We start from the raw sequence: 14,902 nt of genomic DNA, 5'->3' as shown, positions 1-14,902 counted from the left end.
CCATCAGATCCCGTTCGCGGAAACCCAGGCGGGCAAAGGCACGCTGGTTTCCGACCATCTGCTTAACGTCGGCGGCGTCGGCGAAACCGGCTGTCTGGCGGCTAACCTGCTGGCGAAAGAGGCCGACCTGGTGATTGGCGTCGGCACGCGTTACACCGATTTCACCACCGCCTCGAAATGGATATTCCAGCACCCGGATGTGAGCTTCCTGAATATCAATGTCAGCAACTTCGACGCTTACAAGCTTGATGGCGTTCAGCTGGTGGCGGACGCGCGCGAGGCGCTGACCGCACTGGATGCGCGTCTGGCGGCGCAGGGCTTCCGCAGCGAGTGGGGCGCGCAGATCGAACAGGCGCAGAGCCGCCTGCTGAAGGAGACGCAGCGCGTTTACCAGGCGGCTTACAGCGAAGAAAACTTCGTGCCGGAGATCGACGACAGCATCGATCGTGAGGCGCTGTTCGCCGAGTTCAACCGTCTGACCGGCTCCTTTCTGACCCAAAGCAGCGTGCTGGGCGCGCTTAACGAGCAGTTGCCGGAAGATGCGGTGATCGTCGCCGCCGCCGGCAGCTTGCCCGGCGATCTGCAACGCGTCTGGCGCACCAAAGCGCACAACGGCTATCACGTGGAATATGGCTACTCCTGCATGGGATATGAGATCAACGCCGCGCTCGGCGTCAAGCTGGCCGAACCGCAGCGCGAGGTCTACGCGCTGGTGGGTGACGGCTCTTTTATGATGCTGCACTCCGAACTGGTCACCTCGATTCAGGAGAAGGCGAAAATCAACGTGGTGCTGTTCGACAATATGACTAACGGCTGCATCAACAACCTGCAGCTGGAGCATGGCATGGACAGCTTTACTACCGAGTTCCGTTTTCGCGATGCGGAAAGCGGCAAGCTGGACGGCGGCTTTATTCCCGTCGACTTCGCCGCTATCGCCGCGGGTTACGGCTGCAAGACCTGGCGCGTCACGACGCTGGAGGAGCTGGGCCTGGCGCTGGAAGCGGCGCGCAAAGAGACCGTCTCTACCCTGATTGACGTAAAAGTGCTGCCCAAAACCATGGTGCATAAATATTTCAGCTGGTGGCACGTCGGCGGCGCGCAGGTTTCTCAATCTGAACGCATCGACGCCGTCGCCAAAATGCTGAAAGAGCATGTCGATCAAGCTAGAAAATACTGATTATTAAAAACTTTCTCTGAACATCTACCCTGACAGCGGACGTCGCCAGCATGGCTGGCGGGTTCGCGCTTACCCTGAATTCTGGAGACATTATGACTCTGAAACTTGGCGTTATCGGCACCGGCGCAATTGGCCAGGAACATATTCGTCGCTGCACAAAAGTGTTGCAGGGCGCCACCGTGGTGGCGGTGTCCGATATTAACCTTGAAGGCGCCAAAGCGGCGCTGGCGCGGCTGGGTTTGCAGGCGGAGGTCTATGCCAACGGTTATGACGTGGTGAACTCGCCTGATGTCGACGCGGTGCTGGTCACCTCATGGGACCCGACGCATGAAGAGTTCACGCTGGCCGCTATCGCCGCGGGCAAGCCGGTATTCTGCGAGAAACCGCTGGCGATGACCGCCGAAGGCTGCCGTCGCGTGGTGGATGCCGAGATGAAGTTCGGCAAGCGTCTGGTGCAGGTCGGCTTTATGCGCCCTTACGACGTCGGCTATCGCGCGCTGAAAAAGGTGATTGCCGAAGGACAGATTGGCGAGCCGCTGATGCTGCACTGCGCGCACCGCAATCCCACCGTGCCGGAGAGCTACACCACCGATATGGCGATCACCAGCACGCTGATCCATGAACTCGACGTGCTGCGCTGGCTGACCAACGACGACTACAAAACCGTGCAGGTAGTCTTCCCACGGGTCACCTCAAAAAGCCACGCCCGCCTGAAAGATCCGCAGATCGTGCTGTTTGAAACGCAGAAGGGCATCCGCATCGATGTGGAAATCTTCGTCAACTGCGCCTACGGCTACGATATCCAGTGCGAAGTGGTCGGCGAAGAGGGCATTGCCCGCCTGCCGGAGCCCTCAGCGGTGCAAATGCGTAAAGGCGCGCAGCTTTCCACCTCCATCCTCACCGACTGGAAAGACCGCTTTATCGACGCTTACGACGTGGAGCTACAGGCTTTTATCAACGACGTCAGCAGCGGTTCGCTGACCGGCCCGTCCGCCTGGGACGGCTATGCCGCCTCGGTCGCCGCCGACGCCTGCCTCAAGGCGCAGAACAGCGGCGCTATCGAGCCAGTCGAGCTGCCGCCGCGTCCCGCCTTCTACGATAAGGCTTAATTCCCCGTCCTCTTCCCGCAGCGTCGGGAAGCGCGCGCACTTACGCACTGAGCAATCAGGGAGAACGTTATGAAGATCGCTTTCGATGTGGATGTCATCCGAGACCTGGGCATCACGAAGATGGTTCATCAGGTAGCTGACTGGGGCTACAAATATATTGAACAGTCGCCGCATCCGCAGATTAACCCCTTCTATAAGCACCCGAAAGCCAGCCGGGAGATCATGACGGAGTATAAAAACGCGCTGAAAGCGACCGGCGTCGAGATCTCCTCGTTTATTGTGGTGTACCGCTGGTCCGGCCCGGACGAACTACGGCGCCAGGCGGCGGTAAAAAACTGGAAGCGCATGATCGAGATCGCCGTAGAGATGGGCGTGCAGGTGATCAACACCGAGCTGTCCGGCAATCCCAACGAGCCGGAGATCTGCGAAGAAATGTTTTACCGTTCTATGGAGGAGCTGCTGCCGATCGTTGAACGCGAAGGCATCCGCATCGAAATTCAGTCGCATCCGTGGGATTTCTGCGAGCAGAACAACGAAACCGCCGATATCGTGAAGTCGTTCCGCAGCGAAAACGTGAAGTACGTTTACAGCGTGCCGCACACCTTTTTCTATGACAAAGGCAAAGGCGACGTAAAAAGCATGCTGGAGTACGTGGGCGATGACCTGTCGCACGTACTGGTCGCCGATACCATGAACCACACCAAACACTGCCGCTACATCGTCAATCCGCCAGGCGTGGACGCCGCGGTACATCAGCATGTCGGCGTGGGCGAAGGTGAAGTCGATTTCACCACCCTGTTTAAAACCCTGCGTGAAATGGATTTTGCCAACCGTACCTACAAGGTGGGCGGCGAATCGATTATCGCCTCGGCGCTGTTCGGCTATCCCGAAAAGATGAAGTATCAGGCGGTGGAAACGCGCGAGCTGATCGAGCGTGAGCTGCTGGGAAAATAAGGTGGCGGGCTCTCCTGCGAGCCTGAGCGCGTGGCGGCGAACGCCGCCGTACTGAACAGAGAATTCATCATGAATAAAGATTACGTGAAGCTGGCGATCGCGCCGATTGGCTGGACCAACGACGATATGCCGGAACTGGGGAAAGAGAACACCTTTCAGCAGACCGTCAGCGAAATGGCGCTGGCGGGCTTCAGCGGCAGCGAAGTCGGCAGCAAATATCCGCGCGATCCGGCGGTGCTGAAACCGATGCTGGAGATCCGCGGCATTCAGATCTGCAACGCCTGGTTCAGCACCTTTTTCGCCAACGGTGAAAAGGCGAAAACTATCGACGAGTTCATTAACCATATGAATTTTTTACATACGATGGGCGCCAAAGTGATCGGCTGCTCTGAGCAGAGCAAAAGCATTCAGGGCACCTCGCTGGCGGTATTCGAGCAAAAACCGGTATTTACGGAAGAAGAGTGGCGCTTAACCGCCGAGGGCTATAACGAGCTGGCGAAAATTGCGGCGGACAAGGGAATGCAGGTCTGTCTGCATCACCATATGGGCACCGGCATCCAGACACCTGCCGAGATTGACCGCTTTATGGCACTGACCAACGATGACGTTTATCTGCTCTATGATACCGGCCATATTTACTACTCCGAGAACAGCGAGCAGGCGATGCTGTCGGTGCTGGAGAAGCATCTGCCGCGCATCAACCATATTCATCTGAAGGATGTGCGCGATGAGGTGGTCAGCGCGGTGCGTAACCAGAAACTCTCCTTCCTGGACGGAGTAAAACGCGGCACTTTCACCGTGCCGGGCGACGGCGTGATTGATTTCAAACCGGTGTTTAAAATTCTCGACGACGCGGGATATCGCGGCTGGATGGTGGTAGAGGCGGAGCAGGATCCGGCGCTGGCTAACCCCTTTGAATATGCGGTGAAGGCGCGTAAGTATATTCGCGAAACCGCAGGCATTTGACGGCATTTTGCGCTGAAAACGGGAACTTATAAGCCTTAAACGACAAAACGCCGCCATCTCTGGCGGCGTTTTTTATGCGCGTAAGCGAGGCGTTTATTTCAGCGTGATGGTGTTAATCACATTTTCCGCTGCCGTCTGCGCCTGCTGCTGATTATCGGCAGGCAGGGTGATTTGCAGCGTCAGCAATTTACCGTCCGCTTTCGCCAGCACGACAGAAGACCAGGCTGTCTGCTGATTGGCGGAGATCACCGTATCCAGCTGCTGCGCCGGTTCGCCCTTGAGCGTAATCGCTTCATTGGCCACTACCTGCAGCTGCGGATCGCGGTTGCGCTGCTGCTGCTCCAGACGCTTCGCCAGCACGTCCAGACCTTCGTTGGTGGCATCGCCATCAATCACGATAATGGCGCGCTGGCCGCTTTCATCGGCGTAAACGTGCATGTTGTTCGCCTGCGTGCCCAGCTTGCCGCTCTTATCAGACATGCCCGCCGGCAAGTTGAAGCTGAGTTTGCCATCCATTAACGACACCGTCTGCGTTGATGTGCTGGCGCTGGCGCCGTTATCGTCCGCTGCGGCTTTATCCGACTGCTGATCGCAGGCGGCCAGACCTACTACCAGTAAACCTATTCCAAGATATTTTGTAAGTTGACGCATCAGGTTCCCTTTTATTGATTAGCCTGGCAATACAGTACTCAATACAAACTGAATCAGCGCGTAAAAGCAACCAACCGAGTGTCACAGGATCTTAGACGCGCTGACAAAGTATCGCTATTGCCGCTTAGCCGAAATTGTAGCGGGTTTGTCCTGACATTGCCGCCAGGCGTTTTAACGCGGCATTGAGCAGCACGCCGTAGGCAGGCAGGAAAAACACCATGCAGATAAGCACCTTGAAGCTGTAATCGACCAGCGCGATTTCTACCCAATTCTGCGCCATAAAAGCGTCCGGGCTTTTATAAAAAGCGATGAAGAAGAAGGCGAGCGTGTCGCTGATATTGCCTAAAAACATCGCCGACGCGGGCGCCGCCCACCACTGCGGCAACTGACGCAGCCGGTTAAAGACATGCACGTCCAGAATCTGGCCCAGCGCGTAGGCCATAAAGCTGGCGCAGGCGATGCGGGCGACAAACAGGTTAACCTGCTCCAGCGCGTTCAGCCCCTGCCATGCGCCGTTATAGAACAGCGAAGAGACCACGTAGGAGATAAAGAGCGCAGGCACCATCACCGCAAGGATAATTCGACGGGCCAGCGGCGCGCCAAAAATCCGCACGGTCAGATCGGTAGCCAGGAAGATAAACGGAAAGCTGAAGGCGCCCCAGGTGGTATGGAAACCAAACAGGGAAACAGGCAGCTGGACCAGATAATTACTGGAGGTAATCACCAGCACATGAAACAGGGATAGCCAGATAAGCGCATGCTTCCGCTGGCGCGGCGTAAAGGAGATCATAATGTACCTTTTTTACGTTGGGGTGAGGGAACCCAGTGTTTACTCAGCGTTCTGCTGTCTGTTCGCGTTTAGCCTGACGCATCTTGCGCAAGCTGAGCGGCGACGGAACGCCGTCTGTCAGCGGCAGGCAACATCGCCAGCCGCGGCGCATCTTACCGCGTTGTTTCGGCTTTGCAACGGTTAGTTTTCACGCAAACGTTAACCTGCTTTCGGCGGCTTGCGCAACAGGCCGCCGGGCGTAGAATAGAGCGCAACAGAATTCAGTGACGAGACGATAATGAGTGATCCATTCGCAAATCCCGATCAAACCCTGGACGCGCTGGGCCTGCGCTGCCCGGAACCGGTAATGATGGTGCGCAAAGCGGTGCGCCATATGGAGGAGGGCGAGACCCTGCTGATCATCGCCGACGATCCCGCCACCACGCGCGATATTCCCGGCTTTTGCCTTTTTATGGAACATACGCTGGTGGCGCAATCCACCGATGAGAAGCCCTATCGCTATCTGGTGCGCAAGGGCCTCTCTTAAGCGTCACCAGAGCCAGAGCGAGCGGGCGATCATAAAGTGCCCGGCGAAGTAGCAGGCGGCGACGATGGCGTTATCCGCCGTAAAACGCTTGCGGTAATGGCTGATAAACCAGACCAGATTCGCCAGCGTCAGCAGCGTGGCGCCGGCTACCAGCGAGAAGCTGTAGTCGTTAGGACGGAAATAATAGAGTTCGGCGGCCAGCCAGTTCATCACCAGCGTCATGCCGATAAAAGTGCAGATTGGCCAGCGCAGATCTTCCAGCCGCGACCAGATTATCGCTATCCAGACAATGCCGATAATCAGCATGGTCAACGGGATCGGCCAGAAGAAGCTCATGGCCATATGGCTGGCGAAATTAATGGTGTAGAGCAGATGCGCAAGGAAAAAAGCGCCAATGGCATACATCAGACGCTGACGCGGCAGCAGCGTCAGCGCGTCGCCCGCCATCGTCGCCAGCAGACCGAGCAAAATCAGGTAGTCGCCGGGATTGCGCGTGGGCGCTTGCCAGGCCCAGGCGAGCAGCAACAGCAGCGTAACCGGCTTAAACACCCAGCGCTGCCACTGTGGGCCGCGATAGGAAGCATCTACATAGAGCCAGCCGGAAAAAAGTACGGCAAGAAATGACCAAATCATTACGTTGTCCTTTTCTGAAAGGGGCGACAGCGGCATCAGTCCTGAAACGCAGCGCCGACGCAGCCGCCGTTTTATTAACAACATCCTGCAATCAGTTTAGGTTAGCGGGATGCAATGTGACAATGAGAGGGCTCCGGTTGTCTGCCTGACGCGACAACCCGCCACAGGAAGCAGAATACGAAGATGAGCAAACCCCCGCTGATTTTTATTATCGTGCTGGCGATTATCGCCGTACTGGCCTCACGTCAGTTTATTAAGCAGCGGCGTGAAAACGCAGCGAACGATGCGGCGCCGGTGCGATCGCTACAGGTAGAGGTGAAAACCAAAAGTGAGTTTCCCGCCCCGGATCGGCGTTCACGTCAGCGGGAAGTGATTGCGGGCGAAGAAATGCGCTACGAGGCCTGGTTTCACCCGCTTAACGGCGCGGGCGACATCAGGCTGACGGTGACGGCTAAGGATTATCATCAGATGGATAAAGGCGTAAAAGGCGAGCTTAAGGTGCAGGGTAGCCGCTTTATCTCTTTTACGCCTGAGAAGCCGTAGAACGTTACTGCTTCGGATAGTGCTTTTTCTGCCAGGCAAGTAGCTCGAACACGCCGAAAAAGAAGATCTTAACCTGCGTCAGACGGCTCAGCTTCGCGCTGTCTTTCGGCTGCGTGGCGCGCAGCAGTACCAGCTGCAGACCGTGCATAATCACCATAAAAATCAGCGCGACATTAACAAAATATGTCAGCGGCTTAGGAAAAGGCTGCACGATATTCAGCAGCAAAAAGGCCCAGACGCAGACCATCAACAACCGACCCAGATTAAGCCACATCATCCTGCTCCTGTTTTACGCCTTCGCGGCGGTATAAGCGGTAAGCGACCTGTCCCGCCACTTTTTCCCGATGTAAAAACCAGTTAACCGGCACCGGCGGCGCGCCATTTTCTATTTCGCTTTCAACGTAGATCAGCGCTTCATCGGCCAGCCAGCCGTTGCTTTCCAGCAGTTGCAGCGTCTGTTCCAGCAGACCTTTGCGAAACGGCGGATCGATAAACACCACCTGATAGGGTTCGCCCTGCTGCGCCAGCCAGCTCAGCGTATTGGTCTGGATCACCTGCGCGTTGTCGGCCTTCAGCGTCTTCAGATTCTGCGTCAATTGCTGGGCGACCGGCTTTTCCAGCTCCAGCAGCGTCGCCGATCCCGCGTAGCGCGACAGCGCTTCCAGACCGAGCGCGCCGCTACCGGCGAAGCAGTCGAGGCAGCGGGCCTGCTGAATATCCGGCGCCAGCCAGTTAAACAGAGTTTCACGTACGCGATCGGTGGTGGGGCGCAGACCGGCGCTGTCGGGCACCGGCAGTTTTCGTCCGCGCCACTGTCCGCCGATAATGCGGATTTGTCCGGCGGTGCTGCGGGGTTTTTTATTCATGTTGCTCACAACTCGTCATAATTTGTTGCGTAGTTTAACGGGCGAAAGCGGTGGAGGAAACGTTAAAAAGGGTGCTGGTGTTGCGCTGGCTGGAAAGTGTTAGACTAATGAATTCTTTATCAGGTTATTTTTTCAGTCCGGCGCGACAGACGACCGGGTGAAAGCCATCGAGGAGTGGTGTTACACAATGGCAAAAGAAAAAAAGCGTGGCTTTTTTTCCTGGCTGGGTTTTGGTCGTGAAGAAACGCCTGCGCAGTCAGAAGAACAAAAAGAGACGTTAACGCAGCAGACCGCCGAGAGCGAAGCGCCCGCAGCAGAGCAGCCCACCGCCGAACAGATCGCCGAAGATATCGTGGCGACCACCGAAGAGGTAGCGCGTCAGGAAGAGGCGCACAGCGCACCGCAGACGGAAGATACGCCGGTTCATGACACGCAGCCGGAAGACGCGGCGCCTGTAGCGATCGCGCCGGTTCACGAAGAAATTCTGCCGGAAGAGACCACGCCGACAGACGTCGCGCCGGTTGAAGAAGAGATTCTGCCGGAAGAGACCGCACCGATAGACGACGCGCCGGTTAAGGAAGAGGTTCAGCCGGAAGCGGCAACATCGAGCGCGTCGCTGCTTAATGAAACCGGTCCGGAGGATGAAACGCCTGCGGTGACCGAAGAAAAAGATGCGGCGATCGCCACCGAAGTCGCGGCGGCCGTCACGCTCACCAGCGCGCCGGAAGATGAAATCCTGCCGGAAGAAGCGCTGCCGCTGACCGAAGATGAACTGACGGCGCTGGCGCTGGCCGATAGTGCGCCGGAAGAAGAAGCGATAGTCACGCCGGTTGAGCAGGAGCGCCCGACGAAAGAGGGCTTTTTCGCGCGCCTGAAGCGCAGCCTGGTGAAAACACGTCAGAACCTCGGCTCCGGCTTTATCAGCCTGTTCCGCGGTAAAAAGATTGACGACGAACTGTTTGAGGAGCTGGAAGAACAGCTGCTGATCGCCGACGTCGGCGTCGATACCACGCAGCGCATCATCAGTAGCCTGACGCAGCAGGCCAACCGCAAACAGCTGCGCGACGCGGAAGCGCTCTATGGCCTGCTGAAAGCGGAAATGGCTGGCATTCTGCACAAGGTCGACGCGCCGCTGGACGTTTCCGGCAAAACCCCGTTTGTTATTCTGATGGTCGGCGTTAATGGCGTCGGCAAAACCACCACCATCGGTAAGCTGGCGCGCCAGTATCAGGCGCAGGGCAAATCGGTGATGCTGGCGGCGGGCGATACCTTCCGCGCCGCAGCGGTCGAGCAGCTGCAGGTATGGGGCGAACGCAACCATATTCCGGTGGTGGCGCAGCATACCGGCGCCGATTCCGCCTCGGTGATTTTCGACGCGATTCAGGCTGCCAAAGCGCGTGGCGTGGATGTGCTGATCGCCGATACTGCAGGTCGCCTGCAGAATAAAGCGCACCTGATGGAAGAGTTGAAGAAGATCGTTCGCGTGATGAAGAAGCTCGATGAGAACGCGCCGCACGAGGTGATGCTGACTATCGACGCCAGCACCGGCCAGAACGCGGTCAGCCAGACTAAGCTGTTCCATGAGGCGGTGGGCCTGACCGGCATTACCCTCACCAAGCTGGACGGCACGGCGAAAGGCGGCGTGATCTTCTCGGTGGCGGACCAGTTCAGCATTCCGATTCGTTTTATCGGTGTCGGAGAAGGCATCGATGATTTACGGCCGTTTAAGGCCGAAGATTTTATTGAGGCACTGTTTGCCCGAGAGGATTAACCAGGATGATTCGCTTTGAAGAGGTCAGTAAGGCTTATCTCGGCGGTCGGCAAGCGCTGCAGGGGGTAGATTTTCATCTGCAACCCGGCGAGATGGCGTTTCTGACCGGTCATTCCGGCGCAGGGAAAAGCACCCTGTTGAAGCTGATTTGCGGCATTGAACGTCCCAGCGCGGGCCATATCTGGTTCAGCGGGCATGACATCAGCCGTCTGAAAAATAGCGAAGTGCCGTTTCTGCGTCGTCAGATTGGCATGATCTTTCAGGATCACCATTTGCTGATGGATCGTTCGGTTTACGACAACGTGGCGATCCCGCTGATTATCGCCGGCGCCAGCGGCGAAGATATTCGCCGCCGCGTTTCCGCCGCGCTGGATAAGGTCGGCCTCCTCGACAAAGCGAAAAGTTTTCCGATTCAGCTTTCGGGCGGTGAGCAGCAGCGCGTCGGCATTGCCCGCGCGGTAGTGAACAAGCCTGCTGTGTTGCTGGCCGATGAACCGACCGGCAACCTGGATGAAGCGCTTTCGGAGGATATCCTGCGTCTGTTTGAAGAGTTCAACCGCGTGGGCGTCACCGTTCTGATGGCGACGCACGATATGGGACTGATCGCCCGCCGCGATTATCGGGTAATGACGCTCAGTCACGGCAGATTGCACGGAGGCTAATATGGCTAATAAACGCATCAAACGCGCGCCCGCGCCGAAGGCCAGGCCGCAGCAGCCAAAAAGCAAAGCGCTGAAGGGCGGCTGGCAGGAGCAATGGCGGTACGCCTGGCGCGGCACGCTGTCGGATATGTGGCGTCAGCCGCTGGCGACGCTGCTGACGGTGATGGTGATCGCCATTTCACTGACGCTGCCGAGCGTCTGCTATATGGTCTGGAAAAACGTCAGCCAGGCGGCGGAGCAGTGGTATCCGGCGCCGCAGCTGACGCTTTATCTGTCGAAAACGCTGGACGACACCGCGGCGGAAAACGTGGTGGCGACGCTGAAAAAAGAGCCTGGCGTGGCAAAGGTTAATTACCTGTCGCGGGATGAGGCGCTGGGCGAGTTTCGCAACTGGTCCGGTTTTGGCGGCGCGCTGGATATGCTGGAGCAGAATCCATTGCCGGCGGTAGCGATCATTACGCCTGATCTGAACTTCCAGAATGAGAAGACGCTGCAAACGCTGCGCGACCGCGTCCAGCACGTCGACGGCGTCGACGAGGTGCGCATGGACGATAGTTGGTTCGCGCGTCTGGCGGCGTTGACCGGGCTGGTCGGGCAGATTGCCACGATGATCGGCATTCTGATGGTGATCGCGGTGTTCCTGGTGATCGGCAACAGCGTGCGCCTCAGTATCTTTGCCCGCCGCGACACCATTAACGTACAGAAGCTGATTGGCGCCACCGACGGCTTTATTCTGCGGCCTTTCCTCTACGGCGGCGCGTTGCTGGGGCTGAGCGGCGCGGTGCTGTCGCTGATCCTGTCGGAAGTGCTGGTATTCCGTCTGGAAGCGGTGGTGGCGCAGGTCGCCAGCGTCTTCGGCACTACCTTCCGCATCAGCGGTCTCTCCTGGGATGAGAGCCTGCTGCTGCTGCTGCTGTCGTCGATAATTGGCTGGATTGCGGCCTGGCTGGCGACGGTACAACATTTACGTCGTTTTACGCCACAGTAACGTTTTTTTGGTATAATCTTCCTCTGCTGCATGACGCCTGTGCGGCAGAGGAAATATCTTATTTTCCTCCTGTCCGCCAGAATCTGACGTCCTTATCTTGTGTATAAAATATTCACGATGTAAATTGAACTTGTGGATAACTTCGCTCTCTAAGAAGTAGCACAGATTGCTTTGGGATTTCGTTGTCGATTCCTGTACCCTGGTGAATCGCGCAAAAGGAAATCGTGCGGCAATGTCGATTAAATATGTGAGGGTTTGAATGACCAAAGAAATGCACACTTTAGCTATTGCTCCTCTTGGTAACCTGGAATCTTATATTCGGGCTGCCAATACCTGGCCGATGCTAACGGCAGAAGAGGAAAAAGCGCTGGCTGAACGGCTGCATTACCAGGGCGATCTGGATGCGGCTAAAACGCTGATCCTGTCCCACCTCCGCTTTGTTGTTCATATCGCTCGTAACTACGCGGGCTACGGCCTGCCGCAGGCGGATCTGATTCAGGAAGGCAACATCGGCCTGATGAAAGCGGTGCGCCGCTTCAACCCTGAAGTCGGGGTTCGTCTGGTGTCGTTCGCTGTTCACTGGATTAAGGCGGAAATTCACGAGTATGTGCTGCGTAACTGGCGCATCGTGAAAGTGGCCACCACAAAAGCGCAGCGCAAACTGTTTTTTAACCTGCGTAAAACCAAGCAGCGTCTGGGCTGGTTTAACCAGGATGAAGTGGAGATGGTGGCGCGTGAGCTTGGCGTGAGCAGCAAAGACGTCCGCGAAATGGAATCGCGCATGGCGGCGCAGGATATGACTTTTGACCTGACCTCGGACGATGAATCCAGCGAAGGGAAAAGCATGGCGCCGGTGCTTTATCTGCAGGATAAAACCTCTGACTTTGCTGACGGCATCGAAGAGGACAACTGGGAAAACCATGCGGCCGATAAGCTGAGCGATGCGCTGCAGGGCCTGGATGAACGCAGCCAACATATTATTCGCGCCCGCTGGCTGGACGACGACAATAAAACTACGTTACAGGAGCTGGCCGATAAATATGGCGTCTCCGCCGAGCGTGTACGTCAGCTAGAGAAAAACGCGATGAAAAAATTGCGTATGGCGATCGAAGCATAACGCGCTAACGCGAAACGGGGCGGCTGAAAAGCCGCCCTTTTTGTTTGCGCGCCGCGTCTTCTTCGGCGCGCGGCGATATCATCCGGCGCGCCCTGTCAGAAACCGTTATTCCCGGTTCAATACCCAGCCGTCCGCCTGGGTACGAAAGCCGCAGGACTGCATAAAGGCGGCGATAACCGGCTGATCGCCTTTGCCGTCATCCGCAATCCACCAGTGCGACAGCGACGGATTCTGCGCCATTACGTCCTCTACTAAATAACGCCCCACGCCGCGACGTCGCGTTACTTCTCTCACCTCCAGCTGCGACAGCGTCCCCTGCGTGCCGCGGATCTCCAGAATTACCGCTCCCAGCAGACGATCGTTAAAGCGCGCTGCGTAGAGCCTGTGGTTCTCGTTCAGCCTGTTTTCCAGCGCGCGGCAGTCGGTGCCCGGCCAGATTTTTTCAATATCGATACAATCCTGATCGCTGAGTTGTTGCAGCCTGATGATAGTCAGTTTCATGGAATAATCTGCGCCCTGATAAAAGGCATATTGTAGCGAAAATGTACGAAAAGGAACGTGTAACCTTTTCTGTACGAAAACAAAGCAATCTGTTTTTTGCTGCCCGGCTGTTCCGAGTAAACACTTATTACTGCGCCTGTTGCCAGCATAACGCGCTGGATAAGTGGCTAAATAGCCACCGTAACTGCCAGATGATTCTCCTGTGATAACCGGTAGTTTTTGATTATCTCAGTTGATTTACAGAATAAAACTCCTGTTTAATGGACTGAAAAATAAAGCGTTATTTATAAAATCGGCGCGGAAATATTCCTAACTCGTTCACATTAAACAAGTTTTGTTCAATAACCCGCCGAACATAATCACAAAGCAAATCACAACAGACACAACAGATGGGGAAGTTCGGATGAATATCAGTAAAGGTCGCGTAATACTGGCTGGATGTGTGGCGCTGGCGATGAGTCATGCTGCGCTGGCGGAAGATATTAAGGTGGCGATTGTCGGCGCGATGTCCGGGCCGGTAGCGCAATATGGCGATATGCAGTTTACCGGCGCTACGCAAGCGATTGCCGATATCAACGCCAAAGGCGGGGTGAACGGCAATAAGCTGGTGGCGGTGAAATATGACGATGCCTGCGATCCTAAACAGGCGGTGGCGGTGGCGAACAAAGTGGTCAACGAAGGCATTCGCTACGTTATTGGTCACCTTTGCTCCTCTTCCACGCAGCCCGCTTCCGATATCTACGAAGATGAAGGCATCCTGATGATCACCCCGGCCGCTACCGCGCCCGACCTGACCTCGCGCGGCTACCAGCTGATTATGCGCACCACCGGCCTGGATTCCGATCAGGGTCCGACCGCGGCGAAATATATTCTCGACACTATCAAACCGCAGCGCATCGCGGTTGTGCATGACAAACAGCAGTATGGCGAAGGCCTGGCGCGCTCAGTGCAGGAGAGCCTGAAGAAAGCGAACGCGCCGATCGCCATGTTTGAAGGCATTACCGCAGGCGATAAAGATTTCTCCACCCTGGTGGCGCGTCTGAAGAAAGAGAACATCGACTTCGTTTACTTTGGCGGCTACTACCCCGAAATGGGCCAGATCGTGCGTCAGGCGCGCGCGGCCGGGCTGAAAACCCAGTTTATGGGACCGGAAGGGGTGGGCAACGCCTCGCTCTCCAATATCGCCGGCGCCGCTTCCGAAGGCATGCTGGTCACCCTGCCGAAACGCTATGACCAGGTGCCGGCGAACCAGCCGATCGTCGACGCGATCAAAGCGAAAAAACTGGACGCCACCGGGCCGTTCGTCTGGACAACCTATGCCGCGCTGCAGTCGCTGGCCGCCGGTATGGAGCGCAGCAAGAGTGAAGAACCTGCCGACATCGCTAAAAACCTGAAAGAAGGCCAGCCGGTTCCTACCGTCATGGGCGATCTGAGCTGGGATAAGAAAGGCGATCTGAAAGGTTTTGAGTTCGGCGTGTTCAAGTGGCATGCCGACGGCACCTCCACCGCAGTGAAATAAATCGCGGTTCAGGCCGTATCAGAGTGCTGACACGCTCATGAGAGCGTTATCAACCCTCTGTCACAGCCGCAGCCGTATGTGATTTGGCAGTCCGGGGTCAGGCGTGCCTGGCCCCTGTTCTATCCTGCA

Annotated in this window: 17 protein-coding genes; 11 read left to right on the top strand and 6 right to left on the bottom strand. The window is 56.7% G+C overall.

All coding sequences use genetic code 11. The annotated features are described in order from the left end of the window. The 4 genes from MYY08_RS19135 to iolE all read left to right on the top strand — a co-directional run. On the top strand, positions 1 to 1,177 hold a 1,177-nt coding region (locus MYY08_RS19135; RefSeq protein ID WP_288015542.1), incomplete at its 5' end, for a thiamine pyrophosphate-dependent enzyme. Positions 1,178 to 1,269: 92 nt separating this feature from the next. Further along, positions 1,270 to 2,286, top strand: a complete 1,017-nt coding sequence (gene iolG / locus MYY08_RS19130) for a bifunctional inositol 2-dehydrogenase/D-chiro-inositol 1-dehydrogenase (protein ID WP_038629639.1) — start codon at positions 1,270 to 1,272, stop codon at positions 2,284 to 2,286. Between the two features lie 69 nt (positions 2,287 to 2,355). Further along, on the top strand, positions 2,356 to 3,240 hold the full coding sequence (locus MYY08_RS19125) for a sugar phosphate isomerase/epimerase family protein (protein ID WP_038629641.1): 885 nt from the start codon (positions 2,356 to 2,358) through the stop codon (positions 3,238 to 3,240). Positions 3,241 to 3,309: 69 nt separating this feature from the next. Next, complete coding sequence (gene iolE / locus MYY08_RS19120) at positions 3,310 to 4,206, top strand: myo-inosose-2 dehydratase (protein ID WP_038630238.1); 897 nt, start codon at positions 3,310 to 3,312, stop codon at positions 4,204 to 4,206. 93 nt (positions 4,207 to 4,299) lie between these two features. On the opposite strand, the gene MYY08_RS19115 is transcribed toward iolE, so the two are convergent. Together MYY08_RS19115 and MYY08_RS19110 are read right to left on the bottom strand one after the other, a co-directional pair. Then, the gene (locus tag MYY08_RS19115; protein ID WP_288015536.1) at positions 4,300 to 4,857 is read right to left on the bottom strand and encodes a DcrB family lipoprotein; all 558 of its coding nucleotides are present in this window, start codon (positions 4,855 to 4,857) and stop codon (positions 4,300 to 4,302) included. A 124-nt stretch (positions 4,858 to 4,981) separates the two neighbouring features. After that, positions 4,982 to 5,647 (bottom strand): 7-cyano-7-deazaguanine/7-aminomethyl-7-deazaguanine transporter, encoded by a 666-nt coding sequence (locus MYY08_RS19110; protein ID WP_038629643.1) that lies wholly within the window; start codon positions 5,645 to 5,647, stop codon positions 4,982 to 4,984. 277 nt (positions 5,648 to 5,924) lie between these two features. Between MYY08_RS19110 and tusA the strand changes: the two genes are divergently transcribed. Further along, positions 5,925 to 6,173 carry a sulfurtransferase TusA gene (gene tusA, locus MYY08_RS19105; RefSeq protein WP_038629645.1) on the top strand — a complete coding sequence of 83 codons (249 nt, stop codon included), beginning with the start codon at positions 5,925 to 5,927 and terminating at the stop codon, positions 6,171 to 6,173. Positions 6,174 to 6,176: 3 nt separating this feature from the next. Here the strand turns inward: tusA and MYY08_RS19100 are convergent, their stop codons facing one another. Then, positions 6,177 to 6,806 (bottom strand): lysoplasmalogenase, encoded by a 630-nt coding sequence (locus MYY08_RS19100; RefSeq protein ID WP_038629646.1) that lies wholly within the window; start codon positions 6,804 to 6,806, stop codon positions 6,177 to 6,179. A 183-nt stretch (positions 6,807 to 6,989) separates the two neighbouring features. Here MYY08_RS19100 and MYY08_RS19095 point away from each other — a divergent pair, with 183 nt between their 5' ends. Then, positions 6,990 to 7,349: a DUF2500 domain-containing protein gene (locus MYY08_RS19095; protein ID WP_190296394.1), complete on the top strand. Its 360-nt coding sequence runs from the start codon at positions 6,990 to 6,992 to the stop codon at positions 7,347 to 7,349. Between the two features lie 4 nt (positions 7,350 to 7,353). Here the strand turns inward: MYY08_RS19095 and MYY08_RS19090 are convergent, their stop codons facing one another. Both MYY08_RS19090 and rsmD read right to left on the bottom strand, forming a co-directional pair. Continuing rightward, on the bottom strand, positions 7,354 to 7,623 hold the full coding sequence (locus tag MYY08_RS19090) for a DUF1145 family protein (protein WP_084969868.1): 270 nt from the start codon (positions 7,621 to 7,623) through the stop codon (positions 7,354 to 7,356). Further along, positions 7,613 to 8,215, bottom strand: coding sequence for a 16S rRNA (guanine(966)-N(2))-methyltransferase (gene rsmD, locus MYY08_RS19085; RefSeq protein ID WP_288015532.1), 603 nt, complete (start codon positions 8,213 to 8,215; stop codon positions 7,613 to 7,615). The genes MYY08_RS19090 and rsmD overlap by 11 nt, the downstream gene beginning before the upstream one ends. 187 nt (positions 8,216 to 8,402) lie before the next feature. On the opposite strand from rsmD, the gene ftsY reads away from it, so the two are divergent. The 4 genes from ftsY (at position 8,403) to rpoH (ending at position 12,753) form a co-directional block, all read left to right on the top strand. Then, entirely contained in the window at positions 8,403 to 9,986 is a 1,584-nt protein-coding gene (ftsY, locus tag MYY08_RS19080) for a signal recognition particle-docking protein FtsY (protein WP_288015530.1), read from the top strand. Positions 9,987 to 9,991: 5 nt separating this feature from the next. Then, positions 9,992 to 10,648, top strand: a complete 657-nt coding sequence (gene ftsE / locus MYY08_RS19075) for a cell division ATP-binding protein FtsE (protein WP_038629651.1) — start codon at positions 9,992 to 9,994, stop codon at positions 10,646 to 10,648. A gap of 1 nt (position 10,649) precedes the next feature. After that, positions 10,650 to 11,636 carry a permease-like cell division protein FtsX gene (gene ftsX / locus MYY08_RS19070; RefSeq protein ID WP_038629652.1) on the top strand — a complete coding sequence of 329 codons (987 nt, stop codon included), beginning with the start codon at positions 10,650 to 10,652 and terminating at the stop codon, positions 11,634 to 11,636. A gap of 259 nt (positions 11,637 to 11,895) precedes the next feature. Continuing rightward, positions 11,896 to 12,753, top strand: coding sequence for an RNA polymerase sigma factor RpoH (rpoH, locus tag MYY08_RS19065; RefSeq protein ID WP_038629653.1), 858 nt, complete (start codon positions 11,896 to 11,898; stop codon positions 12,751 to 12,753). A gap of 105 nt (positions 12,754 to 12,858) precedes the next feature. Here rpoH and panM read toward each other — a convergent pair whose 3' ends face one another. Beyond that, complete coding sequence (gene panM, locus MYY08_RS19060; protein WP_038629654.1) at positions 12,859 to 13,254, bottom strand: aspartate 1-decarboxylase autocleavage activator PanM; 396 nt, start codon at positions 13,252 to 13,254, stop codon at positions 12,859 to 12,861. A 403-nt stretch (positions 13,255 to 13,657) separates the two neighbouring features. On the opposite strand from panM, the gene MYY08_RS19055 reads away from it, so the two are divergent. Next, positions 13,658 to 14,773, top strand: coding sequence for a branched-chain amino acid ABC transporter substrate-binding protein (locus tag MYY08_RS19055; RefSeq protein WP_038629656.1), 1,116 nt, complete (start codon positions 13,658 to 13,660; stop codon positions 14,771 to 14,773). Positions 14,774 to 14,902: the final 129 nt, after the last annotated feature.

This window comes from Mixta sp. (assembly GCF_024610815.1).
Taxonomy (GTDB): domain Bacteria; phylum Pseudomonadota; class Gammaproteobacteria; order Enterobacterales; family Enterobacteriaceae; genus Mixta; species Mixta calida.
This window is presented reverse-complemented; position numbering and strand designations above follow the sequence as displayed.